Source organism: Serratia sp. CY29653 (assembly GCF_052169255.1).
In the GTDB taxonomy this organism is placed as follows: Bacteria; Pseudomonadota; Gammaproteobacteria; order Enterobacterales; family Enterobacteriaceae; genus Serratia; species Serratia sarumanii.
In genome coordinates, this window is record NZ_JBJNLC010000001.1 from 757693 (window position 1) to 783348 (window position 25656).

The following is a 25656-nucleotide window of genomic DNA, read 5'->3' on the forward strand; positions in this document are numbered from 1 at the left end:
AATGGAAAAGATATCCGTCATCATGCCGGCCTACAATGCTGCGAGCTCTATCAAAGAGTCGATTCTAGGCGTGCTGAACCAGCGATTTACCGATTATCACCTGTATGTGATCGATGATGCGTCCACCGACGATACTGCCGAGGTGGTGCGGCCGTTTATCCACGATCGCCTCACCTATATACGCAATGAGCATAATCAGGGCGTGGCGGAAACGCGCAACATCGGCATCGAGGCGGCGAACGGCGACTATATCGCCTTTTGCGACAGCGATGACGTATGGCTCCCCAACAAGCTGTCGCGCCAGGCGAGCATTTTGCAAACCCGCCGCTACGACGTGGTGTGTTCCCATTATTACACCTTCGAAGACGACCTGAAATTGATCAAAAACACCCGTGGCGCGGAAGAGCTTATCGGCTATCAGGACATGTTGAAAAGCAACTGGATCGGCAATCTCACCGGCATCTACAACCAAAAGCGCATCGGCAAGGTGTATCAGCAAAAAGTGGGCCATGAGGACTATTTGATGTGGCTGGCGGTGCTGCAGAAGGCGCGTAACGGCCTGGCCTACTGCATTCCCGAACCGCTGGCCTGTTACCGATTGTCTACCCATTCGCTGTCGGGCAACAAAATCCGCGCCGCGGACTGGCAATGGCGGATTTACCGTCAGCATTTGGGGCTGTCTTACCAGAAATCCTGCTACCTGTTTGCCACCTATCTGTTCAATGCCGTGGTGAAAAGGAAATGACCATGAGGGGGATGTATCTGGGGGTGGCTCTGGGCTGTTGCGCCTTGTGGGGCGCTTCGGCTCTGGCGCAGAGCTGCCAACCCAATCTGTTGGCCAACCCCGGCTTTGAGCAGGGGCTCGGTGGCTGGCGAGCGCAGGGCGCGCAGGCCGACGGCGATGCGCACAGCGGCAGTGGCAGTCTGCGCTATGACAATGCAGATGCCGCGCAGTACCGCACCTTCAACCAGGCGCTGCAGGTTGCGCCCGGACAGACGATCGATTTCGGCGTCTGGCTCAAGACCCGCGGCGTACGCGGGCAAAGCCGCGACGGCGGCGCCGGGGTTTATCTGCAGAGCTTTGATGCGCAGGGGCGCTTTCTGGAGGGCAGCTATCCGGCTGGGGTGACCGGCGACAGCGGCTGGCGGCAGGTGAACGCCAGCTATACCGTGCCGCCGCAGGCGGCGCGAATCACGTTTGGCGTTTATCTGCGCAAGGGGAGCACCGGTACCGCCTGGTTTGACGACGCCTATGCGTGTGCTCGAGCGCCTACGCCGGCGTTGTATCAGCTCGGCGCGTCGGCGCAGGGGAAGGTCGACACGCTGCTGGTCACTCCGCAGCCGCAGCATTTGCAGGTCGACAGCGAATTGCTCAATGCCGAGGGGCAGGTTGTTCACCGTAGCCGCGACCGTTATCAGGTTGAAGGGCAGCGCCGTATCGAATACCAACCGCCGACCGGCCTGGCCCAGGGCGAATACCGCCTGCGTCAGCAGGTCACCGGGCAGCAATCCCGGCCGGCACCGGGCAGCGAGCTGTCTTTTCGCGTCGGGCAGCCTGCGGCCAAAGTGGCGATCGACAGCGAAGGCTTTACCCTGCGCGACGGCCAACGGCTTTTCCCGTTGGGCATTTACGCCAACGTGGCGACCGATGAGCATTTGGCGCGCATCGCATCGGCGGGATTCAACACGGTGCTGAATTATGATTATGGGGAAAAGAAAGATCCTTACGCCTTTTTCCGCAACGCACGCAAGCGCGGGCTGCTGGTCATTTACTCCGTCAAAGATCAGTACCGCGGCAGCCGTTTCGCGCCGACCGTCCGCGGTGGCGACTACGCGGCGATGACGGCCTGGTACGTGCAGCGCTTGCGCGCTCAGCCCAACCTGCTCGCCTGGTACATCAACGATGAGCTGGGGCCGGAATATCTCGATAAGATCGAGGAAAAAAACCTGCAAATAAAGCGGCTTGACGGCGATCATCCCACCTTCCAGGTGTTGAACAAAACCGGGGAGTTGGACGCCTACTTTAACAGCAGCGACATTTTGGCAACCGACCCTTATCCGGTGGGGAACGATCGCGATCTGACGCGCACCACGCGTTATACCGAACTGACGGTGCAGGCCGCCCGCCAGGCGCGCGGGGCCTGGGTGGTGATGCAAATCATGGATCATGCCGCTTATGACGCCCGCCGCAAGCCACATCCGCCGTCAGAGGCGGAAATCCGCAATCAGGCCTGGCAGGCGCTGATCGGCGGCGCCAAGGGGCTGTTGTTTTATTCTTATACCGATCTGTTTTACAAGCGCAAAACCGGCCGCTTCGACCAACGGGAGTTTGACGCCACCTGGCGTGGTGTGGCCGCCGTGTCGCAGCAAATCGCCGCCTTCACCCCTTATCTGCTGACGGGAAAATCGACGCCGCTGGCGGGAAGCAACCCTCAAATGCCGGCGCGGATGTTTGTTCTGGGCGATCGCGCCTTGCTGCTGGTAGCCAACCCTTACTATCGAGAGGGAAGCACCCGATTGCGCCTTCCGGCGGGTTGGCGGCAGCAGGGAGCGGGTGCGGAGATCACGCTGGCGTTGCCCGCCGTGGGCACCGCGACGCTGTGGCTCCAACGCTGAAAGCGTCGAGTTAGCGTTACGCGGGAGGTTTCTCCCGCGTCCTACCCCCAAATACCCCATCTGGCCTCTCGCCCGTCAGTCTCTGTCCTCAACTCCTGATTTATTCATTTAAATTCAACATATTAATCTCGTTCATCGCACCTATACTTTGGTGGTATTTCTCACCCGGCGCGTGTATCGCCTCCCGCTTTCTCTTGATCGCAATCAATTTGCCGCCGATTGGCCGTCAGTAGGCTGGCGGCAGATTGAGCATGTCTTCTTATAACGACAAGAGCCTTCAGGAGCATTCCGGATGAGCAAATTTTTAGACCGTTTCCGCTATTTCAAGCAGTTGGCGGAGCCTTTTTCTGGCGATCACGGCCAGACCTTGAACACCAACCGCGACTGGGAAGACGGCTACCGCAGCCGTTGGCAGCACGACAAAGTGGTGCGTTCCACCCACGGCGTGAACTGCACCGGTTCCTGCAGTTGGAAGATCTACGTGAAGAATGGCCTGGTGACCTGGGAAACCCAGCAAACCGACTACCCGCGCACCCGTCCCGATCTGCCCAACCATGAACCGCGCGGCTGCCCGCGCGGCGCCAGCTACTCCTGGTACCTGTACAGCGCCAACCGGCTGAAATACCCGCTGATGCGCAAGCGTCTGCTCAAGCTGTGGCGCGAGGCGAAAGCGCAGCACAGCGATCCGGTCGCGGCCTGGGGCTCTATCGTCGGCGATGCGGAAAAAGCCAAAAGCTACAAGGTGGCGCGCGGCCGCGGCGGTTTCGTCCGCTCCAGCTGGCAGGAGGTCAATGAACTGATCGCCGCCGCCAACGTCTATACCGCCAAAACCTTCGGCCCGGACCGTATCATCGGCTTCTCGCCGATCCCGGCGATGTCGATGGTGTCCTACGCCGCCGGCGCCCGCTACCTGTCGCTGATCGGCGGCGCCTGCCTGAGCTTCTACGACTGGTATTGCGATCTGCCGCCGGCCTCGCCGATGACCTGGGGCGAGCAGACCGACGTGCCGGAATCCGCCGACTGGTACAACTCCTCCTACATTATCGCCTGGGGCTCCAACGTGCCGCAGACGCGCACCCCGGACGCCCACTTCTTTACCGAAGTACGTTACAAGGGCACCAAAACCGTGGCGGTGACGCCGGACTATGCCGAAGTCGCCAAGCTGTGCGACCACTGGCTGAATCCGAAGCAGGGCACCGACAGCGCGATGGCGCTGGCGATGGGCCACGTAATGCTGAAAGAGTTCCATCTCGATCGCGAAGTCGGCTACTTCCGCGACTACGTGCGCCGCTATACCGACATGCCGATGCTGGTGCTGCTGGAAGCGCGTGAAGGCGGCCATTACGCCGCCGGCCGCCTGCTGCGCGCCGCCGATTTGGTGGACGGACTGGGCCAGGAAAACAACCCCGAGTGGAAAACCGTCGCTATCGACAGCCGCAGCGGCGATCTGGTGGCGCCGCAGGGCTCCATCGGCTTCCGCTGGGGCGAGAAGGGCAAGTGGAACCTGGAACAGCGCGAGGGCAAGTCGCAACAGGAAGTCGAGCTGCAGCTCAGCCTGTTGGGCATGCATGACGACGTTGCCGAGGTGGGCTTCCCGTACTTCGGCGGCGCCGACAGTGAGCATTTCAACAGCGTGGCGCTGGACGAGATCCTGCTGCACAAGCTGCCGGTGAAACGCCTGCAGCTGGCGGACGGCAGCGAAGCGCTGGTGACCAGCGTGTACGACCTGACGCTTGCCAACTACGGCCTCGAGCGCGGGTTGGGCGATGCCAACTGCGCCGCCGACTATGACGAGGTCAAGGCCTACAGCCCGGCCTGGGCCGAACAGATCACCGGCGTGTCGCGCCACAACATTATTCGCATTGCCCGCGAGTTCGCGGAAAACGCCGAGAAGACCCACGGCCGTTCGATGATCATCGTCGGCGCCGGCGTCAACCACTGGTACCACATGGACATGACCTACCGCGGCCTGATCAATATGCTGATCTTCTGCGGTTGCGTCGGCCAGAGCGGCGGCGGCTGGGCGCACTACGTCGGCCAGGAAAAACTGCGGCCGCAAACCGGCTGGCTGCCGCTGGCGTTCGGCCTCGATTGGCAGCGCCCGCCGCGCCACATGAACAGCACCTCGTTCTTCTACAACCATTCCAGCCAATGGCGCTATGAAACCGTCGGCACCGACGAGCTGCTGTCGCCGCTGGCGGACAAATCGCGCTTCGGCGGCAGCCTGATCGACTTCAACGTGCGCGCTGAGCGCATGGGCTGGCTGCCGTCGGCGCCGCAGCTGGGCACCAACCCGCTGCGCCTGGCGGAGCAGGCCCGCGCGGCCGGTCAGTCGCCGGTCGAGTTCACCGTCGACAGCCTGAAAAACGGCTCGCTGGGCTTCGCCGCCGAGCAGCCGGACAATCCGCAGAACTTCCCGCGCAACCTTTTCGTCTGGCGCTCCAACCTGCTGGGCTCCTCCGGCAAGGGCCATGAGTACATGCTCAAATACCTGTTGGGCACCGAAAACGGCATTCAGGGGAAAGATCTCGGCCAGCAGGGCGGCGTGATGCCGCAGGAAGTGGAATGGCGCGAGCAGGGCGGCGAAGGCAAGCTGGATCTGGTGGTGACGCTCGATTTCCGCATGTCGAGCACCTGCCTGTACTCCGACGTGGTGTTGCCGACCGCCACCTGGTACGAAAAAGACGACATGAACACCTCCGACATGCACCCGTTCATCCATCCGCTGTCGGCGGCGGTCGATCCGGCCTGGGATTCGAAGAGCGACTGGGAGATCTACAAGGGCATCGCCAAGGCCTTCTCCGAGGTGTGCGTTGGCCATCTGGGCCAGGAAACCGACGTGGTGACCCTGCCTATCCAGCACGATTCCGCCGCCGAACTGGCGCAGCCTTACGGCGTGCAGGACTGGAAGAAAGGCGAATGCGATCTGATCCCGGGCAAAACTGCGCCGCACATCATCGCGGTGGAGCGCGATTACCCGGCCACCTACGAGCGCTTCACCTCGCTGGGGCCGCTGCTGGACAAACTGGGCAACGGCGGCAAGGGCATCAGCTGGAACACCCAAACCGAGGTCGACTTCCTCAAGCAGCTTAACTACGTCAAGGCCGACGGCCCGGCGGCGGGGCGGCCGAAGATCGAGAGCGCGATAGACGCGGCGGAAGTGATCCTGTCGCTGGCGCCGGAAACCAACGGCCAGGTGGCGGTAAAAGCCTGGGAGGCTCTGAGCAACGTCACCGGCCGCGATCACCGCCATCTGGCGCTGAACAAGGAAGACGAGAAAATTCGCTTCCGCGACATTCAGGCGCAGCCGCGCAAAATCATCTCCAGCCCGACCTGGTCCGGTCTGGAAGACGAACACGTTTCCTACAACGCCTGCTACACCAACGTGCACGAGCTGATCCCGTGGCGCACCCTCAGCGGCCGTCAACAGCTGTATCAGGATCACGAGTGGATGCGCGCCTTCGGTGAAAGCCTGCTGGTATATCGGCCGCCGATCGACACCCGCGCCGCGCAGCCGTTGCTCAACAGCAAACCGAACGGCAACAAGGAGAAGGCGCTGAACTTCCTGACGCCGCACCAGAAGTGGGGTATTCACTCCACCTACAGCGACAACCTGTTGATGCTGACGCTGTCGCGCGGCGGCCCGATCGTCTGGCTGAGCGAAGACGACGCCAAAGATCTGGGCATCGCGGACAACGACTGGATCGAGGCCTTCAACGCCAACGGCGCGCTGACGGCGCGCGCGGTGGTCAGCCAGCGTATCCCGGCCGGCATGACCATGATGTACCACGCGCAGGAGCGCATCGTGAACCTGCCGGGCTCGGAGATCACCAGCCAGCGTGGCGGCATCCACAACTCGGTGACCCGCGCCTGTCCGAAGCCGACCCACATGATCGGCGGCTATGCGCAGCTGGCCTACGGCTTCAACTACTACGGCACCGTCGGCTCCAACCGCGACGAGTTCGTGGTGGTGCGCAAGATGAACCGCATTGATTGGTTGGATGACGAAGGCAACGACTACGCGCAGGGCAGTCAGCAGGAGAACAGCAAATGAAAATTCGTTCGCAAGTCGGCATGGTGCTGAATCTGGACAAGTGCATCGGTTGCCACACCTGTTCGGTCACCTGCAAGAACGTCTGGACCAGCCGTGAAGGTATGGAATACGCCTGGTTCAATAACGTGGAAAGCAAGCCCGGCGTCGGGTATCCGCACGCCTGGGAAGATCAGGAAAAATGGAAGGGCGGCTGGATCCGTAAAATCAACGGCAAGCTGGAGCCGCGCATGGGCAACCGCGTCGGCGTGCTGGCGAAAATCTTCGCCAACCCGGACGTGCCGGCGCTGGACGACTACTACGAGCCGTTCGATTACGACTACCAGCATCTGCACACCGCCAAACAGGGCAAGCACCAGCCGGTGGCCCGCCCGCGCTCGCTGATCACCGGCCAGCGCATGAACAAGATCGAAAGCGGCCCGAACTGGGAGGAGATCCTCGGCGGGGAATTCGAAAAACGCTCGCAGGACAAGAATTTCGACAACCTGCAGAAGGCGATGTACGGCCAGTTCGAAAACACCTTCATGATGTACCTGCCGCGCCTGTGCGAGCACTGCCTCAACCCGGCCTGCGTCGCCACCTGCCCGAGCGGGGCGATCTACAAGCGCGGCGAAGACGGTATTGTGCTGATCGACCAGGACAAGTGCCGCGGCTGGCGCATGTGCCTGACCGGCTGTCCGTACAAGAAAATCTACTTCAACTGGAAGAGCGGCAAGTCCGAGAAGTGCATCTTCTGCTACCCGCGCATCGAAGCCGGGCAGCCGACGGTGTGTTCGGAGACCTGCGTGGGCCGCATTCGCTACCTCGGCGTGCTGCTGTACGACGCCGACCGCATCGAGCAGGCGGCGGCGGTGGAGAACGACAAGGATCTGTATCAGAGCCAGCTCGACATCTTCCTCGATCCGCATGACCCGAAGGTGATTGCTCAGGCGCTGGCGGACGGCGTGCCGCAGGGCGTCATTGAAGCCGCCCAGCAGTCGCCGGTGTACAAAATGGCGATGGACTGGAAACTGGCGCTGCCGCTGCACCCGGAATACCGCACGCTGCCGATGGTCTGGTACGTGCCGCCGTTGTCGCCGATTCAGTCCGCCGCCGACGCCGGCGAGCTGGCGCACAGCGGCGTGCTGCCGGACGTCGAGAGCCTGCGCATTCCGGTGCAGTATCTGGCGAACCTGCTGACCGCCGGCGATACCGAACCGGTGCTGCTGGCGCTGAAGCGCATGCTGGCGATGCGCCACTACAAGCGGGCGGAAACCGTCGACGGCGTGGTGGACACCAGCGCGCTGGAGCAGGTCGGGTTGAGCGAAGCGCAGGCGCAGGAGATGTATCGCTACCTGGCGATCGCCAACTATGAAGATCGCTTCGTGGTGCCGTCGAGCCACCGCGAGCTGGCGCGCGAAGCCTTCCCGGAAAGCAAAGGCTGCGGTTTCAGCTTCGGCGACGGCTGCCACGGCAGCGACGGCAAGTTCAACCTGTTCAACAGCCGCCGCATCGACGCCATCGACGTGACCGCGAAAACCGCGCGGCCGGAGGATGCCTCATGATCAGCCTGAAAGTGATCGCCCGCCTGCTGGATTACCCGGAGCAGGTCCTGTTTGACCATCAGCAGGCGCTGATTGAGGCGCTGGAGCCGGCCAGCGAGCTGGATCTGCACCACAGCGCGCAGCTGATTCTGTTTATCCGCCGCCTGTGCGCCCGCCCGCTGCTGGACGCGCAGGCCGACTATTGCGAGCTGTTCGATCGCGGCCGCGCCACCTCGCTGCTGCTGTTTGAGCACGTGCACGGCGAGTCGCGCGATCGCGGCCAGGCGATGGTCGATCTGATGGCGCAGTACCGCGCCGCCGGGCTGGAGATCGACAGCCGCGAGCTGCCGGATTTCCTGCCGCTGTACCTGGAGTATCTGGCCAGCCGCAGCGCGGCGCAGGCGCGGGAAGGGCTGCAGGACATCGCGCCGATCCTGGCGCTGCTGGGCGCGCGCCTGCAACAGCGCGAAAGCCCGTATGCGGTGCTGTTCGATCTGCTGCTATTGCTGTCCGGCAGCGAGGTGCAGGCCCAGACGCTGGAAACCCAGGTGGCGCAAGAGGCGCGCGACGATACGCCGCAGGCGCTGGATGCGGTGTGGGAAGAGGAGCAGGTCAAGTTTCTCGGCGAACAGGGCTGCGCCTCCGCCCAGCAGACGGCGCACCAGCGGCGCTTCGCCGGCGCGGTGGCGCCACAGTATCTGGACCTGACGGATGCGTTAACCGGAACCAAAGGACGCTAATCATGCAATTTTTGAATCAGTTCTTCTTCGATATTTACCCTTATCTGGCCGGCGCGGTATTCCTGATCGGCAGCTGGTTGCGTTACGACTACGGGCAATACAGCTGGCGCGCCGGCTCCAGCCAGATGCTGGATAAAAAGGGCATGCGGCTGGCGTCCAACCTGTTTCACATCGGCATTATCGGCATCTTCGTAGGTCACTTCCTCGGCATGCTGACGCCGCACTGGATGTATGAGGCCTTCCTGCCGATCGACGTGAAGCAGAAGCTGGCGATGATCGCCGGCGGCGCCTGCGGCCTGATGACGCTAATCGGCGGTGCGCTGTTGCTGAAGCGCCGGTTGACCAATCCGCGGGTGCGCGCCACCAGCAGCTTCGCCGACATCATGATCCTGACGTTGCTGGTGGTGCAGGTGTGCCTCGGCCTGCTGACCATTCCGTTCTCCGCCCAGCATATGGACGGCAGCGAAATGATGAAGCTGGTGGCCTGGGCGCAGGCGGTGGTGACGTTCCACGCCGGTGCCTCCGCGCACCTGGAAGGGGTGGCGATTATCTTCAAGCTGCACATGGTGCTGGGCATGACGCTGTTCGTGCTGTTCCCGTTCTGCCGCCTGGTGCATATCTGGAGTGCGCCGGTAGAGTATCTGACCCGCCGCTACCAGCTGGTGCGCAACCGCCGCTGAGCCTGACCCCGCCGCCGCTTGCCAGCGGCGGCGCTATTCCGATAATTCCCCTGTCGTCTGCCCATTCTCGCCGCCTTGTCGTAAACTAACTATCTCAGTCATGTTACGCTTATGCTTCCGCCGACGGACGTCGGCCCGCGCCAGCTGATAACAAGAGATGCCGCCTTGATGAAAGGCCTTTTGGGACATAAAAACCGGGGATGATCCGCATGGCCTTTGCGCCGCGCGGGAGAATCGCTTTATGGATAGTCAGGTTAATCAATAACAATAATGACCACACAATGTCGCTCACCCGAGCTGTTGCCTCTGAAAATCATCGCCACCGGGGCCGCGTTGCCGCCCAACCGCGTGGCCTCCTCTACGCTCGATGCCCGCCTGGGGAAACCGGCCGGCTACGTTGAAAAACGCTCGGGCATCGTTTACCGCTATCACGCCGCCGATGACGCCAGCCAGGCCGAGCTCGCCGCCGCCGCGCTGCATGACGCGCTGGCCCGCAGTGCCATCCCGGCAGCCTCCATTGACCTTTTGATCTCCGCCTCGGCGATAGCGGTACAGGCGCTGCCGTGCTCTGCCGCGCATATTCTCAAGATCGCCGGATTGGCGCCGGGTACGCCGGGCTTCGACATCAACAGCAGCTGCGTCAGCTTTATCTCCGCGCTGCAGGTGGCGGCGGGGCTGTTGAACGCCGGGACGTATCGGCGTATCGCCATCGTCTCGGCGGATCTCGCTTCGCGCGGCATCGACTGGCAGCACGAAGAGTCGTCGCTGATCTTCGGCGACGGCGCCGCCTGCGCCATCGTGGAGCGCGGCGACGGCACAGGCGGCATCCTCGCCAGCCTGGTGGAAACTCATCCCGCCGGCAGCGAACTGTGCGAGATCCGCGCCGGCGGCACGCGCCGCAACCCGCGTGCCGGCATGTGCGAGCAAGACTTCCTGTTTCATATGCAGGGCAAACCGCTGTTCCGTCAGGCGTCGGCGCTGATTGAGGACTACCTCGACCGGCTGCTGAGCGCCAGCGGCTTGACCCTGGGGCAGATCGCCACCGTGGTGCCGCACCAGGCCAGCCATTTGTCGCTCGAACATATGCGCAAACGGCTGCACGTCTCCAGCGAGGCGCTGGTGGACATCTACCGCCATCATGGCAACCAGGTGGCGGCCTCTATCCCGACCGCGCTGCATGCCGCCGTGACCAGCGGGCGCTTCAACCCCGGCCAGCCGGTGATGCTGATCGGCACCGCCGCCGGGCTGGCGCTGGCCGGCATGGTGTTGCTGCCATGAGGGTGCTGGTGACCGGGGCGACCAGCGGGCTGGGGCGCAACGCGGCGCAGTGGTTGCTGGAGGCCGGGCATCAGGTGCGCGCCACCGGCCGCGATGAGCGGGCCGGCGAAGCGTTGCGTCAACTGGGCGCCGAATTTTACTCGCTCGATCTGGCGCAGGCCACGCCGCAGCAGTGCCGGGAGCTGGTGACCGACTGCGAGTGGGTGTGGCACTGTGCGGCCAAGTCTTCGCCCTGGGGCAGCAAAGCGGAATTTCACCGCATCAACGCCGCGGCGACGGAGAAACTGGCGGAGGCGGCCGGGCGCTGCGGCGTGCGGCGCTTAGTGCATATCTCCACGCCGGCAATCTACTTCGATTTTCAGCCGCATTACGATCTTGATGAGGGTTATCGCGCCCGGCGCTTCGCCAATCACTATGCCGCCAGCAAGCACGCCGCCGAGCAGCGGCTGTTGGCGCAGGCGAAGATCTACCCGCAAACCACCTATGTTATGCTGCGGCCGCGCGGCCTGTTTGGCCCGCACGATCGGGTGATCGTGCCGCGGCTGTTGCAGCAGCTCGAACGCGATCGCGGCGTGCTGCGGCTGCCCGGCGGCGGGCAAGCGCTGCTGGATCTGACCTTTGCTCCCAACGTGGTGCACGCCATGGAGCTGGCCAGCCGGCAGCGCGGATTGCCGTCCGGCGCCGTGTATAACATCACCAACCACCAACCGCAGCGGCTGGCGGAGATGCTGGATGCGCTGCTGCGCCAGGAGCTGGGGCTGCGTTACCGGCTGCAGGCCGTGCCTTATCCGCTGCTGCATACGCTGGCCGGCGGCATGGAGCTGTGGGCAACGCTGAGCGGCAAAGAACCACCGCTGACGCGCTACAGCGTGGCGGCGGTGCATTTCGACATGACCCTGAGCCAGACGCGCGCGATCGAAGAGCTGGGCTATCGGCCGCGTTACTCGATGGAGGAGGGGATCCGCCTGACCGGCGAGTGGCTGCGGCAGCAAGGAGGCATACAGCATGGCTAAGGTCACCGTATTTGAAGTGGGCTATTGCACGCATATCGGCTGCATGGCGCTGCGCGGCGCCGGGTTCCGGGTGTGTAAATTCCCGGCGCGCGCCTATCTGCTGGAGGTGGGAGAGCGCCGCTGGCTGTGGGATACCGGCTATGCGCATTATTTTCAGCAGCACACGCAGTCGGGGCTGTTCAGCCTTTATCGCCGCATGACGCCGGTCTATTTCGATCCCGCCGAGTCGTTGGCGCATCAGCTGCGCGAAGCCGGTTACGCCGAAGGCGACATCCAGGCGCTGATCGTCTCGCACTTTCACGCGGATCACATCGCCGGGCTGCAGGATTTCAGCCACCTCGACTTTATTTGCTGCGGCGAAGGCTGGCAGCAAACCCGCGGGCTGCGCGGTTTCGCGGCGCTGAAACGCGCCTTTATTCCCGGCCTGATCCCGGCGGATTTCGAGAGCCGCCTGCAGTTTATGGAAGCTTTTCCCTCGGTGACGTTGCCCGCGCTGCTGGCGCCGTTCGATCGCGGTTACGCGCTGCCGGGCAGTGAAGGGCAGATCGTGCTGGTGCCGCTGCCGGGGCATGCGGCCGGCCATATCGGCGCCTTTATCCTCACCGACGCCGGCTGGACGCTGTTGGCCAGCGACGCCGCCTGGTCGCCGCAGAGTTACCAGACGCTGCGCGGGCCTTCGCGCCTGGCCAATCTGGTGATGGACGATGCGGCGGCGTACACCCGCACGCTGGAGCGGCTTAACCAACTGTGGGCGGGCGGCCAGGTCAACATTTTGCTGTGCCACGAGGGGGACCTGTGATCCCCTTCATGACCCTTTGGCACTACTTCCGCGCCCGGCGCCTGCGCTTTGGCGATCGTGCGGCGCTGGAGGCGCATCAGGCCCGGCAGCTCGCGGGCTTTGCCCGCCGGGTGCTGAGCAAGAGCCCCTATTTTCAGTGTTTCAGCCGCCGGCCGTTCGCCGAATGGCCGCAGATGGACAAGGCGCTGATGATGGCGCAGTTCGACCGGATGAATACCGCCGGGCTGAGCCGGGAGGCGGTGCTGGCCTGCGCGCAGCGCAGCGAGGCGGATCGCGATTTCACGCCAAAGATCGGCCGCTACAGCGTCGGGTTGTCGTCCGGCACCTCTGGGCAGCGCGGCGTGTTTGTCGTCAGCCCGCGCGAACAGCAGGTGTGGGCCGGCGGCATGCTGGCGAAGATGCTGCCGGACGGGCTGCTGGCCGGTGAGCGTGTCGCGCTGTTTCTGCGGGCGGACAATAATCTCTATCACAGCGTAAACAACCGTTGGCTGAGCCTGGCGTTTTACGATTTGCTGGCGCCGTTCAGCGAGCATCTGCCCGCGCTGGAACGGCAGGCGCCCAGCATCATCGTGGCGCCGGCGCAGGTGCTGCGCGCCCTGGCGCTGGCGGTGTTGGCCGGGCAGGTGAAGCTGCCGGTCAAAAAAGTGATTTCGGTCGCCGAGGTATTGGAAGAACAGGATCGCCGCCTGCTGATGCAGGTGTTTCCGGCGGTTGGCGAAGTGTATCAGGCTACCGAGGGGTTTCTGGCCGCGACCTGCGCGCACGGCACCCTGCATCTGAACGAAGAGTTTTTGCATATCGAACCGCAGTGGATCGACGAACTGCGTTTCACGCCGCTGATCACTGATTTCACCCGCGGCACGCAGCCGATCGTGCGTTATCGGCTGGACGATGTGCTGGTACTGCGCAAGGAACCCTGCCCGTGCGGGCAGCCGACGCGCGCGATTGCGCGTATCGAAGGGCGGCGCGACGATCAGCTGATGCTGCCCGATGCGCAGCGGCAACCGCAGGCGGTGTTCGCCGATGCCTGCAGCCGGACGATCGCTAATGCGCTGCCGCTGACCAGCGATTACCGCCTGATCCAGCGCGGCGAGCAGCGGCTGGAGTTGATCGCCGATTGCAGCCCGGCGGCGTTGGCGCACTGCCAGGCGCAGCTGATCGCGCTGTTCGCTCGCCAAGGCATCGCCACCGATCGGCTCGAATGGCGGTTGACGGCGCAGGCGGTGTTGCCGCAGTTCGATCGCAAGCGGCGGCGCATCGTGCGCCAGGCGGAGGAAGCATGAAAAATACGCTGTTCAGGCTAGGGCACATGTTGCTCGGCTGGGGGACGGTCGGGGTGGTGTATAGCCTGGCCGATCGCCTGCAGGGGGCGGGAACTTTGTTGCCGCCGTCGGCGCTTGATCGGGCGATCCCGTTCAGCCCGGCGGCCATTTGGCTTTACCTGTCGTTCTTCCTCATCGTCCCGGCGGGCTATTTGCTGGCGCCGCTGCAGCGAATCAAATGGCTGACGCTGGCGATGCAGCTGACGGCGCTGGGCGCCGGGGCAGTTTACCTGCTGTGGCCGACCACCATGGCCTATCCGCGGAACGATGGCGTTGGGATCAGCGCGCAGCTGCTGGCGGCGTTAACCCAGGTGGATTCGCCGCAGAACTGCCTGCCTTCGTTGCATATGGCGCTGACGGTGCTGGCGGTGTGGGCGTTGAGCGACGGCGAGCGCAAAGTGCGAACGGCGCTGTGGATGCTGTGGGGCGTGGCGATCGCGTTCTCCATTCTGCAGCTGCGCCGCCATTTGTTTGTCGATCTGGCCGGCGGCGCGCTGCTGGCGCTGTGCGCCGGGTGGTTGGCCCTGCGCATCAAGACCCTGCGCCGGCGGGTGGTTAAAGGAGAAATGGGATGAGCGATCTGGCGTTGCCGATAGTGTTCATGCTGTTCATCGTGGTGGCCGAGGCGGTGGCGCTGCAGTGGGGGCGCCGTGAGCCGGTCAACTGGCACGATCTGGTGTTTAACCTGAACTCCGGCCATATCATGCTGTGGCTGTTCCGCGGGCTGGAGATCACCTGCTACGGCTACGTGGCCGCGCATTTCAGTCTGGGGCTGCTGGACGCCTGGCCGCCGCTGCTGATGTGGCTGTTCGCCCTGCTGGCGTGGGACTTCGGTTTCTACTGGCTGCATCGCCTGCACCATCGCTTCCGCGTGCTGTGGGCGGTACACGTGGTGCACCACCAGGGGGAGCACTTCAACCTGTCGCTGGGGGTGCGCAACTCCTGGTATTCGTCGTTGACGTCGATCCCGTTCTTTTTGCTGCTGGCGCTGGCGGGTGTGCCGCTGTCGGTGTTCGTCACGGTGTCGATTTTTCACTACAGCATTCAGCTGTTTAACCACAATGCGCTGACGCCGAAGCTGGGCGTGCTGGAAAAAATCCTGGTCACGCCGGCGCACCACCGGGTGCACCACGTCAAGGACATGGCGTATTCCAATAAGAACTTCGGCGGCAGCTTTATCTTCTGGGACAAGCTGTTCGGCACGTTCTGCCCGGCGTTGCCGACCACGCCGTTCAGCTACGGCGTCGGCGGCGACCGGCCGTCCGCCAACCCGTTCTGGGCGAGCAATCTGCCGTTTCTGCGCTATTTCCGTCTGGCATGGCGCCCGGCGCCGGGCCGGCCGCGCGACCGCCGTTCGGCGCTCAGCGTCTTCAGCGGCGCCATGCTGCTGTTCTCGTTGGTGGTCGGTTACGTCTACCAATACGGTTACGGCTACGGCGACATCAGCTGGCCGCAAATGGCGCTGCTGGTGCTGCTGGCGTTGGGCTCGGTAGCGCTGGGTGGCATGACGGAAGGGCGGCGGTGGGCGAGCGCCGTCTGGCTGCTGATCGCGCTGGGCATGCCGCTGCTGTTTATCGGTTATCTTGGCTGGCCGCAGCGCTATTGGCATATCGCCATGGCCGCCGTCGCGCTGCATGCCCTGTGCGTGGCGCTGGGCTGGGGGCGAGTGGCCGCGCCGGCCGCCGTGGAGGAACCGCATGGCTGACTTATTGCCGCCGCTGCGTTTCCCCGCCGATGGCGAGCAGGCGTTTCACCGCGATCTCAAGCGCGCGGCGCACGCCTGCCTGGCGGGCGATCATCGCTATGCCGATGCCGCGCGATTGGCCAAGGCCGCGCTGTTGCTGGCGCTGTGCGTCGGGTTTTATGCCCTGAGCCTGATGCAGCATCAGCCCTGGGCGTTTTTCCTCTGCTATTTCCTGTTCGTGGCCATGGGCATGCTGCTCAACGTCAACGTCAACCACGATGCTTCGCATAACGCCTTCTTGCGCGCGCCCTGGGCCAATCGCCTGGTGGGGCGGCTGGTGACGCTGCCGCTGGGCGTCGATCCGGACTACTGGCGCACGCGCCACGTGGATTACCACCACGTTTACGCCAACGTCGAACACTACGATCTGGACACCGAAGAGAACGGCTTTTTCCGCCAGACGCCGTTCCAGCGCTGGCGGCCGCATATGCGCTATCAGCATCTGTACTGGCCGCTGATCGCCGCGCTCTCGCTGCCCTACATCGCGTGGATTTTCGATTGGTCCGATCGGCTCGATAAAACGCCGCTGCGGGAAAAACGCGTGCTGGCGGGGCGCGGCGGTTGGACGCTGTTCGTGCTGTGCAAATTGCTTCATGTGGCGCTGGTGCTGGTGGTGCCGCTGATCCTGTGCCACCTGCACGGCATCGGTTGGGGCTGGGTGCTGTTGGCTTACGCGCTCAGCCAGATGTTTGCCTCGCTGCTGGTGGTGTTCCTGCTGCTGGGCACCCACTGGGCGCAGGCCGAGTTCTATCCGGCGCCGGCGGGCGACAGCATGCCGCACGGTTGGTACCGGCACAATTTCGCCACCGCCTGCGATTGGCAACCTGAGCCGCGCTGGCTGGAGCACCTGACCGGCGGGCTGAACTATCACCTGACCCACCACCTGTTTCCCGGCTGGAATCACCGCCACTATCCGGCGCTGGCCGCCGCGCTGGCGGAAGTGGCGCAGCGGCACGGCTTGGCGTATCGCTGCATCGGCTATCGCGAACTGCTGGCGCAGCAACAGCGCTTCTTACGCCTTATGGGGCAGCCATGAAAGCGCTGCGCCCGTTAGCCTATCGGCGCGACGACGGCGGGTTGCATCGCGCGCTGATGCAGGCCGCCCAGCATTATCTGGCGGCCAACGGCGATCACCGCTTCGCCGACGGCGGCATGCTGGCGAAGGTGGCGCTGCTGCTGGCGCTGTGCGGCCTGTGTTACGGGCTGAGCCTGCAGCAGCAAAACGGCTGGGCATTTTTCGCCTGTTATTTCGGCTTTATCTTTATCGGCATGTTCCTGACGGTGAACGTGGTGCACGATGCCTCGCATAACGCGTTTTTCCGTCGGCCCTGGGCCAACCGCTGGCTGAACGCCCTGGTGAGCGTCCCGTTGGGGCTGGATCCCGACTGCTGGCGCGTGCGGCACGTGCTGTTCCACCATGCCCATAACAATATCGAACATTACGACCCCGACATCGACGCCAATGGCGTGCTGCGGCAAACGCCGTTCCAGCGCTGGCGGCCCTTTATGCGCGCCCAGCGTTACTATTGGCCGCTGGTGGCGGCGCTGACGTTCCCGTACTACATCTGGCTGTTCGACTGGCTGGATCGGGCGGGACGCACCCGGGTGGCGGCGCGCATGGCACAGCAGGGCGTGCGCGGCTGGTGCGAGTTTCTGGCGGGCAAGGCGGCGCACCTGCTGCTGGCGCTGGCGATTCCGTGCTGGCTGCTGCCGCCGGCCATCGGCATCGGGCAAATTCTGCTGGTCTATTTGCTGAGCCAGATGCTTTCTTCATTGCTGTTCGTGATGTTGATCATCGGCACCCACTGGGCCAAGGCCAATTTTTACCAGGCGCCGGCGCAGGGCGCGATGCCGCACGGCTGGTATCACCATGTGTTCGCCACCACCTTCGACTGGCTGACCCGGCCGCGTTGGCTGGGATACTGGCTCGGCGGGGCGAACCTGCATTTGACGCATCATCTGTTCCCGCACTGGAGCCACCGCCATTACCCGGCGCTGAGCCGCATCATCGGCGAGGTAGCGCCGCGTTTCGGCATCGACTACCGCCTGCTGGAGTTGGAGGAGCTGTTGCGCCTGCAGCAGCGCTTCCTCAGCGCGATGGGGCGCAAACCGCATTAGCGTTGCATGCGGATTGTGCGAGGCGTTACGCAGTTCACTAATTGAACGATAGTTGCCCTTCCAGTAGACTTTCCTCCTGTGAATCAACGGCCACAGGAGGTGGACTATGCGCAGCTTGCCGATTCGGTTATCGAACAAAATTGATGATGATCTGAACGATATTGCCCGGCGTCATGGGATGGAAAAAACCGAGGTAATCAAAATGGCGTTTGCACTGATTACCCTTGCCGATAAGTACTGGATGAAACAGGATGGTACTTCTCTTGGCATTGTACGGGAGAAGGGTGAACAGCTTGAAGCGGTGGGGCGGGTCGTGGAGATCTTCCCATGAACATCGAAAGCCGTAATCTGCGCGATGAGGCCAGCCAGGTTTATCTGGAGCAGGTGTTGGTCTTCGACGAAATGGAGCGTCTGCGCTTGGCGCGCCAGGTACTGTGCGGGATATTCGCGGTCAGCGTGGGCGTATTCGCCGCCCACGCCGCTCCTCTAAATAATTGGAGTTGCTTCCCGACGGCAAGAGCGTTCATCCCCGGGAGCTTACTCAGGTAAGTGACCGGGGTGAACGCTTGCAGCCAACACAGAAGCAACTTCAAGTATGACGAGGATATTGGGAGAAAAACGAAGCGCTGAGACAAGTGTTCGAACTGGTGAAGATCGGCGCCTTGCCGCTGGTCACGCTGGTGGTTTCCTTCTACTTTCCCACCAGCGCGGCCAGATAAGGCGCCGCGTCAATGCGACTTCATGCCCGCCGCGGTCATCAGCAGGCGGAACAGCGAGGCGACCACGAACAGCCCCAGCACGCTGGCGCTCCAGATGATCACCAGCCAGCCGATGCGTTTCCACCAGGGCGCCGGCGCGGCGGTTGCCGTTTTATCTTGCATAGCGTCCTCCCTTCTCAGTGATAGCCGTGTTCATGGCTGATCTTGCCGCGGAACACGTAGTAGCTCCAGAAGGTGTAGACCAGAATGATCGGGATGATGAACAGCGCGCCCACCAGCATAAAGCCGAGGCTCTGCGGCGGGGCGGCGGCGTCCCAAAGGCTGATGGCCGGCGGGATCAGGTGCGGCCAGATGCTGATGCCAAGCCCGCTCAGGCCGAGGAACACCAGCAGCAGCGTCAGCATGAACGGCGAGTAGTGCGCGCCGCGTTTCACCCCGCGCTGAATTCCCCAGGCGCTGAGCAGCACCAGCACCGGCACCGGCAGCAGCCAGAACAGATTCGGCAGCGTAAACCAGCGGGCGGCGATTTCAGGATGCGCGATCGGCGTCCAGATACTGACCGCGGCCAGCACCAGCAACAGGATCGCCAGCAGCGGCGTCGCCAGATGATACATGCGCGCCTGCAGGTCACCGGCGGTTTTCATCACCAGCCAGGTGCAGCCTAGCAGGGCGTAGGTCACCACCAGCCCCAGCCCGCAGAACAACGCGAACGGCGTCAGCCAGTCCAGTGCGCCGCCGGCGTAGGTGCGGCCTTCGACCGGGAAGCCGTTGATCACGGCGCCCACCACCACCCCCTGGCTGAAGGTGGCGAAGATTGAGCCCCAGATGAACGCCTTGTCCCAGATATGGCGTTTCTCCGGCGTCGCCTTGAAGCGAAACTCGAAGGCCACGCCGCGGAAAATCAGCCCGATCAGCATCAGCGTCAGCGGGATCGCCAGCGCGTCGAGGATCACCGAGTAGGCCAGCGGGAAGGCGCCGAACAGCGCGGCGCCGCCCAGCACCAGCCAGGTCTCATTGCCGTCCCACACCGGGGCGACGGTGTTCATCATCAGATCGCGGTCGCCGCTCTCTTTCACCCACGGAAACAGGATGCCGATGCCCAGGTCGAAACCGTCCATCACCACGTACATCATGGTGCTGAACACGATGATCACAAACCAAATCAGCGGAAGATCGATGCCCATGTTCAGCTCCTGTCGTCCAGAGTGTCGTTGACCGCGGACAGCGGACGCGCCGGCCGGCCCTCGGTATTGTCTTCTTGGTGTTCATGCGGCTGCGGCCCTTTGCGGATCAGGCGCATCATGTAGGAATAGCCCACGCCGAACACCGAGCAGTAGACGATGATGAACGCCAGCAGGCTGATGCTCATGTGCAGATCGCCGTGCGCGGAGACCGCGTCCTTGGTGCGCAGCAGGCCGTACACCACCCACGGCTGGCGGCCGATCTCGGTGGTGAACCAGCCCGCCAGCAGCGCCAGCAGCCCGGAAGGGCCCATCCACAGGATGAAGTACAGGAACGGACGCGACTGATACAGCCCGCCGCGCCAGCGCAGCCACAGGCTCCACACCCCGGCCAGGATCATCAGCATGCCCAGCCCGACCATGATGCGGAACGACCAGAACACCACGGTGGAGTTGGGGCGATCTTCCGGCGGGAAGGATTTGAGCGCCGGTACCTGTTCGGTCAGGCTGTGGGTCAGGATCAGGCTGCCGAGGTACGGTACTTCCAGCTTGAAGCGGGTCTCTTCGCGCTCCATGTCCGGCCAGCCGACCAGGATCAGCGGCGTGGCTTCGCCCGGCGGGTTTTCCCAATGGCCTTCGATGGCGGCGATCTTCGCCGGCTGGTGTTTCAGCGTATTCAGGCCATGCGCATCGCCGATCAGCGCCTGCAACGGCGCGACGATCAGCGCCATCCACATCGCCATCGACAGCATTTTGCGCATCGCCGGGGTATCGCGGCCGCGCAGCAGGTGCCAGGCGGCGGAGGCGCCGACGAAGAACGCCGAGGAGAGGAAGGCGGCGGTGGACATGTGCAGCAGGCGGTACGGGAAGGACGGGTTGAAGATCACCTTCAGCCAGTCGACCGGCACCACCTGGCCGTTGATGATTTCATGCCCCTGCGGCGTCTGCATCCAGCTGTTGGAGGCCAGGATCCAGAAGGTGGAGATCAGCGTGCCAAGCGCCACCATGCAGGTGGCGAAGAAGTGCAGGGCGGGGCCGACGCGGTTCCAGCCGAACAGCATTACGCCGAGGAAACCGGCTTCGAGGAAGAAGGCGGTCAGCACTTCATAGGTCAGCAGCGGCCCGGTAATGCTGCCGGCGAACTCGGAGAAGAAGCTCCAGTTGGTGCCGAACTGATAGGCCATCACCAGCCCGGACACCACGCCCATGCCGAAGTTGACGGCGAAAATCTTTGACCAGAAGTGGTAAAGCTCGCGGTAGGCTTCATTGTGCGTTTTCAACCATAACCCTTCCAGCACCGCCAGATAGCTGGCTAAACCGATGGTGATGGCGGGGAAGATGATATGGAAAGACACGGTGAAGGCGAACTGTATTCTGGCGAGTTCCAGTGCATCAAGACCCAGCATGGCGCCTCCTAGGGTTGAACATAAATTAACCTCTTGAGTATAGCTGTCATTTTTATGTGAAATACTTGGCGTTAAGTTAAGCACGGAGTAGAGTGACTATAATAGTGACAGTTATTTTACTTTTTCATATAACAGTTAATGGTTATGACCCGATACGAGCAGCTTGCGCAGCAGATTAGAGAACAGATCCAGAACCGGGTGTGGCGGGCGGGCGACAAACTGCCTTCGCTGCGCGAGAGCGGCAAACGCGCCGGATTGAGCCTGATGACGGTAGTGCAGTCTTACCAACTGCTGGAGAGCCAGGGGTGGATCGTCGCCCGGCCGCAGTCGGGCTACTACGTGGCGGCGCGCCCGCAGCCGCTGCCCCAGCCTTCGCGCGGCGAGAAGCTGTTGCTGAGCGAGCAGGTGGACATCAACGCCTTTATTTTCGACGTGCTGCAGGCCTGCAAGGATCCGGATATCGTGCCTTTCGGTTCGGCCTTTCCCGACGCCACGCTGTTCGCCCAGCCGAAGCTGGCGCGGGCGCTGAGCAGCGTAGCGCGCAAGTTCACGCCGCACAGTTCGCTGGCCAACCTGCCGCCGGGCAACGACGCGCTGCGGCGGCACATCGCCCAACGCTATGCGCTGAGCGGCATGCAGGTCGCGCCGGACGAAATCGTCATCACCGCCGGGGCGATGGAGTCGCTCAGCCTCAGCCTGCAGGCGGTGACCCAGCCGGGCGACTATGTGGCGATCGAATCGCCGGCGTTTTACGGCGCGCTGCAGGCGCTGGAACGGTTGCGGTTAAAGGCGGTGGCGATCGCCACGCATCCGCAGGACGGTATCGATCTGGACGCGCTGCAGCAGGCGGCGGACCAGTATCCGATCAAAGCCTGCTGGCTGATGACTCACTTCCAAAACCCGCAGGGCGCCACCCTGCCGGAGGCCAACAAGCAGCGTCTGGTGACGCTGTTGCGCGACCGACAGATTTCGCTGATTGAAGATGACGTTTACGGTGAGCTGTACTTCAGCGCGGAACGGCCGCTGCCGGCCAAGGCGCTCGACAGCGGCGGCCAGATCCTGCACTGCTCGTCGTTTTCCAAATGCCTGGCGCCGGGTTTTCGCGTCGGCTGGGTGGCGGCGGGGCGTTATGCGCAGCAGATCCAGCGTTTGCAGCTGATGAGCACCGTTTCCACCAGCGTGCCGACCCAGATGGCGCTGGCGGATTATCTGCTGCACGGCGGCTACGATACCCATCTGCGGCGGCTGCGGCGCCTGCTGGCCCAGCGTCAAAGCGCGATGCGTCAGGCGATCGCCCACCATTTCCCGCCGACGGTGAAGGTCAGCCAGCCCGACGGCGGCTACTTCCTGTGGCTGGAGCTGGATCCGGCGCTGTCGTCGATGGAGCTTTACCGGCGGGCCCTTTCCCGGGGCATCAGCATCGCTCCGGGGCGAATGTTCACGACCGGCGACCATTTCAACCACTGCTTCCGCCTCAACGCCTCTTTTGAGTGGAACGATCGGTTTGAAGAGGCAATCAAAACCTTAGCCAAACTTATCCGGGGGCTGGCGGCGGCAGGCTGAACGGCACACCTGGCGTCAGGACAGATAGTGCTTCAACGCGCGCCCGGCCTGGTGGATCGCCGAATGCACCGCCGGGACGTGGGCGAGCGGATTCAACAGGCCGTAGTCGTGGATCAGCCCGTTATAGCGGGTGGAGGTGACCTCGACGCCGGCGGCATCGAGCAGACGCGCGTAGGCTTCGCCCTCATCGCGCAGCACGTCCAGCTCGGCGGTTTGCACCAGCGCCGGCGGCAACCCCCGCAGCTGGTCCGGCGTGGCGTTGAGCGGCGAGGCGTAGATATGTTTGCGCTGCGCCTTATCGGGCGCGTAGCTGTCCCAAAACCACTTCATCATGTTGCGGGTCAGGAAATGGCCTTCGGCAAACTGATGATAAGAATCGGTATCAAACTGGGCGCGGGTGACGGGCCACAGCAGGATCTGGCAACGCAGCGCCGGTATGCCTTTCTGTTTGGCCATCAGGCTGACCACCGCCGCCATATTGCCGCCGGCGCTGTTGCCGACCACCGCCAGCCGCGAGCCGTCGACGTTGATCTTCTCGCCGTACTCGGCCACCCATTCGGTGGCGGCGTAAGCCAGGTTGATCGCCTCAGGGTAGCGCACCTCCGGTGAGCGGGGATAATTGACGAACACCGCCGCCGCACCTGAGCTGTGCACCAGATCGCGCACCAGCCGTTCATGGGTGGGAAAATCGCCCAGCACCCAGCCACCGCCGTGGAAGAACATGAATGCCGGCAGCGCCTCTTTGACCCTGGCCGGCCGCACCAGCTGCAGCAGAATATCCTGACCTTCTACGTGAATGGTTTTCTCGCTGATCTCGACCTCGCGCAGCGGCACCTCGACGCTGCGTTGCGCGTCCTCCAACACCCTGCGCGCCTCTTTGGGCTTCATCTGTTCCATAGGTTTACCGCCGCCGGCATTCAGCGCGTCGAGAAACGCGCGGATGTCGTGTTGGGCGTGCGGCTGGCTGAGATCGGCGGTTTTCTTGGGCATGGGGACTCCTTGTGCGCAGAAGAGAAGGGGCGGTCAGGATCACAGTGTAGTCGCTGGCGCACAAAGCAGGAGCCGCGGCCAGCGTGGCCCCTTTTGGCCGGTGGGGTCTCGCGTCGCTGCCGCGATGCACCATTCTGGCGCACCGCTGCACCCGCTGGGGGCAAAAAGTGTGATAGCGAGCAAATCGGGCGAAATTATTTTTGCGAGCCCGATCAGAAATCCTGAAGTTTTTCGCAATTGAATAGGATTTCGCGCGCAATGATGATTTTAGGCCTTATTTTTTAATTTATGCATTACCAATGCATAGAAAATGAATAACTATGCAATATAAGCCGTTGTTTTAACGTCAAAAATAGCAAAATCCGGTAAAAATCCCGTTTTGGCACGATAGCTGCTCTACACTCTTTATCAAACGACATGTATTTTAACTGCTCGTTAACATTTACTCCCCGCTCAGGGACCGGATATACGCCATAAATAGTGAAAAACCGATTTTATGTAACAGATTTGTTTCTAAATCAGCGGTAAGGGGCAGCATTTTCTCCGCCGTGAAAGTCGGTTTTGAACAACGGTTTTTTTGCAATGTGGCGGCCTAGCCGGGCCTGAGCGGCCCTTACAGTCAAAATTCAGCCTTTGCTGAGATTATGAGGTCACTATGGAACAGCCAATCGCAGTTACCCGCCAGTCTTTCGATGACTGGATGGTCCCGGTTTATGCCCCTGCCGATTTTATTCTGGTGCGGGGAGAAGGCTCGCAGGTGTGGGATCAGCAGGGTAAGTCTTACATCGACTTCGCCGGCGGCATCGCGGTTAACGCGTTGGGGCATGCGCACCCGGCGGTCAAGGCGGCGCTGGTGGAACAGGCGGGCAAACTGTGGCATCTGGGCAATGGCTATACCAACGAACCGGTGCTGCGCCTGGCCAAAAAATTGATCGACGCCACCTTCGCCGACAAGGTGTTCTTCTGCAACTCGGGCGCTGAAGCCAACGAAGCGGCGCTGAAACTGGCGCGCAAGCATGCGCACGACCAGCACGGCGCCGGTAAAGATCAGATTGTGGCGTTCAACAACGCGTTCCACGGCCGCACGCTGTTTACCGTGTCCGCCGGCGGCCAGCCAAAATACTCGCAGGACTTTGCGCCGCTGCCGGGCGGCATCACCCATACGCCGTATAACGATCTGGCCGCGGCGGCCGAGCTTATCAACGATCGCACCTGCGCGGTGATCGTCGAGCCGATCCAGGGCGAGGGCGGCGTGCTGCCGGCGGAAGCCAGTTTCCTGCAGGGGCTGCGTGAGCTGTGCGATCGCCATAATGCGCTGCTGATCTTCGACGAAGTGCAGACCGGCGTCGGCCGCACCGGCCACCTGTATGCCTACATGCAGTACGGCGTGGTGCCGGACGTGCTGACCACCGCCAAAGCGCTGGGCGGCGGTTTCCCGATCGGCGCCATGCTGACCACCGATGCGCTGGCGAAAACGCTGGGCGTCGGCACCCACGGCACCACCTACGGCGGCAACCCGCTGGCGACGGCGGTGGCGGGGACGGTGTTCTCCATCATCAACACCCCGGAAGTGCTGGAGGGCGTCAAACAGCGTCACCAGTGGTTTATCGACGGGTTGAACGACATCAACCGCCAGTACCCGATCTTCGCCGACATTCGCGGCGGCGGTTTGCTGATCGGCTGCCAATTGACGAAAGACTATGCCGGCAAAGCGAAGCAGATCACCCAACTGGCCAACGAAGAAGGCGTTATCGCGCTGATCGCCGGCCCGGACGTGGTGCGTTTCACGCCGTCGCTGATCATCCCTGAGCAGGATGTGAAAGAGGGGCTGGCGCGATTCGCGCGCGCCGTGGCGCGCATTTGCAGCTAATCAGCGGGCTGCGCCTTCACCGGCGCAGCCTGATTCAGAAGAG

Annotated in this window: 22 protein-coding genes; 18 read left to right on the plus strand and 4 right to left on the minus strand. The window is 62.9% G+C overall.

Annotated elements, in window-relative coordinates; translation table 11 throughout:
• The first annotated feature begins 1 nt into the window (after position 1).
• The 16 genes from ACJ8HN_RS03725 (at position 2) to ACJ8HN_RS03800 (ending at position 18433) form a co-directional block, all read left to right on the plus strand.
• Positions 2-745, plus strand: coding sequence for a glycosyltransferase family 2 protein (locus ACJ8HN_RS03725; RefSeq protein ID WP_039565587.1), 744 nt, complete (start codon positions 2-4; stop codon positions 743-745).
• A gap of 11 nt (positions 746-756) precedes the next feature.
• On the plus strand, positions 757-2616 hold the full coding sequence (locus ACJ8HN_RS03730; protein ID WP_442523548.1) for a carbohydrate-binding protein CenC: 1860 nt from the start codon (positions 757-759) through the stop codon (positions 2614-2616).
• A 292-nt stretch (positions 2617-2908) separates the two neighbouring features.
• On the plus strand, positions 2909-6670 hold the full coding sequence (locus ACJ8HN_RS03735; protein ID WP_047571568.1) for a nitrate reductase subunit alpha: 3762 nt from the start codon (positions 2909-2911) through the stop codon (positions 6668-6670).
• Positions 6667-8211 carry a nitrate reductase subunit beta gene (narH, locus tag ACJ8HN_RS03740; protein WP_033634924.1) on the plus strand — a complete coding sequence of 515 codons (1545 nt, stop codon included), beginning with the start codon at positions 6667-6669 and terminating at the stop codon, positions 8209-8211. Before ACJ8HN_RS03735 ends, narH begins: the two co-directional genes overlap by 4 nt.
• Positions 8208-8930, plus strand: coding sequence for a nitrate reductase molybdenum cofactor assembly chaperone (gene narJ, locus ACJ8HN_RS03745; protein WP_033647718.1), 723 nt, complete (start codon positions 8208-8210; stop codon positions 8928-8930). Before narH ends, narJ begins: the two co-directional genes overlap by 4 nt.
• A gap of 2 nt (positions 8931-8932) precedes the next feature.
• Complete coding sequence (gene narI, locus ACJ8HN_RS03750; RefSeq protein ID WP_049194698.1) at positions 8933-9610, plus strand: respiratory nitrate reductase subunit gamma; 678 nt, start codon at positions 8933-8935, stop codon at positions 9608-9610.
• Positions 9611-9880: 270 nt separating this feature from the next.
• Positions 9881-10888: a 3-oxoacyl-[acyl-carrier-protein] synthase III C-terminal domain-containing protein gene (locus tag ACJ8HN_RS03755; RefSeq protein ID WP_442523095.1), complete on the plus strand. Its 1008-nt coding sequence runs from the start codon at positions 9881-9883 to the stop codon at positions 10886-10888.
• Positions 10885-11901, plus strand: a complete 1017-nt coding sequence (locus ACJ8HN_RS03760) for an NAD-dependent epimerase/dehydratase family protein (RefSeq protein ID WP_442523096.1) — start codon at positions 10885-10887, stop codon at positions 11899-11901. The genes ACJ8HN_RS03755 and ACJ8HN_RS03760 overlap by 4 nt, the downstream gene beginning before the upstream one ends.
• Positions 11894-12700 carry an MBL fold metallo-hydrolase gene (locus ACJ8HN_RS03765; protein WP_089187356.1) on the plus strand — a complete coding sequence of 269 codons (807 nt, stop codon included), beginning with the start codon at positions 11894-11896 and terminating at the stop codon, positions 12698-12700. Before ACJ8HN_RS03760 ends, ACJ8HN_RS03765 begins: the two co-directional genes overlap by 8 nt.
• On the plus strand, positions 12697-13983 hold the full coding sequence (locus ACJ8HN_RS03770; RefSeq protein WP_049212721.1) for a F390 synthetase-related protein: 1287 nt from the start codon (positions 12697-12699) through the stop codon (positions 13981-13983). The genes ACJ8HN_RS03765 and ACJ8HN_RS03770 overlap by 4 nt, the downstream gene beginning before the upstream one ends.
• A complete protein-coding gene (locus ACJ8HN_RS03775; protein ID WP_442523097.1) occupies positions 13980-14597 on the plus strand; it encodes a phosphatase PAP2 family protein in 618 nt (205 codons plus the stop codon). Before ACJ8HN_RS03770 ends, ACJ8HN_RS03775 begins: the two co-directional genes overlap by 4 nt.
• Complete coding sequence (locus ACJ8HN_RS03780) at positions 14594-15727, plus strand: sterol desaturase family protein (RefSeq protein WP_033653680.1); 1134 nt, start codon at positions 14594-14596, stop codon at positions 15725-15727. The genes ACJ8HN_RS03775 and ACJ8HN_RS03780 overlap by 4 nt, the downstream gene beginning before the upstream one ends.
• Entirely contained in the window at positions 15720-16802 is a 1083-nt protein-coding gene (locus ACJ8HN_RS03785; RefSeq protein ID WP_060443119.1) for a fatty acid desaturase family protein, read from the plus strand. The genes ACJ8HN_RS03780 and ACJ8HN_RS03785 overlap by 8 nt, the downstream gene beginning before the upstream one ends.
• A complete protein-coding gene (locus ACJ8HN_RS03790) occupies positions 16799-17884 on the plus strand; it encodes an acyl-CoA desaturase (RefSeq protein ID WP_033634915.1) in 1086 nt (361 codons plus the stop codon). The genes ACJ8HN_RS03785 and ACJ8HN_RS03790 overlap by 4 nt, the downstream gene beginning before the upstream one ends.
• Before the next feature lie 106 nt (positions 17885-17990).
• Positions 17991-18215 (plus strand): hypothetical protein, encoded by a 225-nt coding sequence (locus tag ACJ8HN_RS03795; RefSeq protein WP_025303190.1) that lies wholly within the window; start codon positions 17991-17993, stop codon positions 18213-18215.
• Positions 18212-18433, plus strand: a complete 222-nt coding sequence (locus ACJ8HN_RS03800) for a hypothetical protein (protein WP_039565614.1) — start codon at positions 18212-18214, stop codon at positions 18431-18433. The genes ACJ8HN_RS03795 and ACJ8HN_RS03800 overlap by 4 nt, the downstream gene beginning before the upstream one ends.
• Positions 18434-18612: 179 nt before the next feature.
• Here ACJ8HN_RS03800 and ACJ8HN_RS03805 read toward each other — a convergent pair whose 3' ends face one another.
• The 3 genes from ACJ8HN_RS03805 to ACJ8HN_RS03815 are packed head-to-tail and all read right to left on the minus strand — an operon-like array spanning position 18613 to position 21190.
• The gene (locus tag ACJ8HN_RS03805) at positions 18613-18765 is read right to left on the minus strand and encodes a DUF2474 domain-containing protein (RefSeq protein WP_071605360.1); all 153 of its coding nucleotides are present in this window, start codon (positions 18763-18765) and stop codon (positions 18613-18615) included.
• A 14-nt stretch (positions 18766-18779) separates the two neighbouring features.
• Positions 18780-19787 (minus strand): cytochrome d ubiquinol oxidase subunit II, encoded by a 1008-nt coding sequence (gene cydB / locus ACJ8HN_RS03810; RefSeq protein ID WP_033634913.1) that lies wholly within the window; start codon positions 19785-19787, stop codon positions 18780-18782.
• 2 nt (positions 19788-19789) lie between these two features.
• Entirely contained in the window at positions 19790-21190 is a 1401-nt protein-coding gene (locus ACJ8HN_RS03815; RefSeq protein ID WP_442523098.1) for a cytochrome ubiquinol oxidase subunit I, read from the minus strand.
• Between the two features lie 144 nt (positions 21191-21334).
• On the opposite strand from ACJ8HN_RS03815, the gene ACJ8HN_RS03820 reads away from it, so the two are divergent.
• Positions 21335-22753, plus strand: coding sequence for an aminotransferase-like domain-containing protein (locus ACJ8HN_RS03820; RefSeq protein ID WP_442523099.1), 1419 nt, complete (start codon positions 21335-21337; stop codon positions 22751-22753).
• 15 nt (positions 22754-22768) lie between these two features.
• Here the strand turns inward: ACJ8HN_RS03820 and ACJ8HN_RS03825 are convergent, their stop codons facing one another.
• Positions 22769-23743 carry an alpha/beta hydrolase gene (locus tag ACJ8HN_RS03825; RefSeq protein ID WP_442523100.1) on the minus strand — a complete coding sequence of 325 codons (975 nt, stop codon included), beginning with the start codon at positions 23741-23743 and terminating at the stop codon, positions 22769-22771.
• Positions 23744-24398: 655 nt separating this feature from the next.
• Between ACJ8HN_RS03825 and ACJ8HN_RS03830 the strand changes: the two genes are divergently transcribed.
• On the plus strand, positions 24399-25613 hold the full coding sequence (locus ACJ8HN_RS03830) for an aspartate aminotransferase family protein (RefSeq protein WP_033647702.1): 1215 nt from the start codon (positions 24399-24401) through the stop codon (positions 25611-25613).
• Positions 25614-25656: the final 43 nt, after the last annotated feature.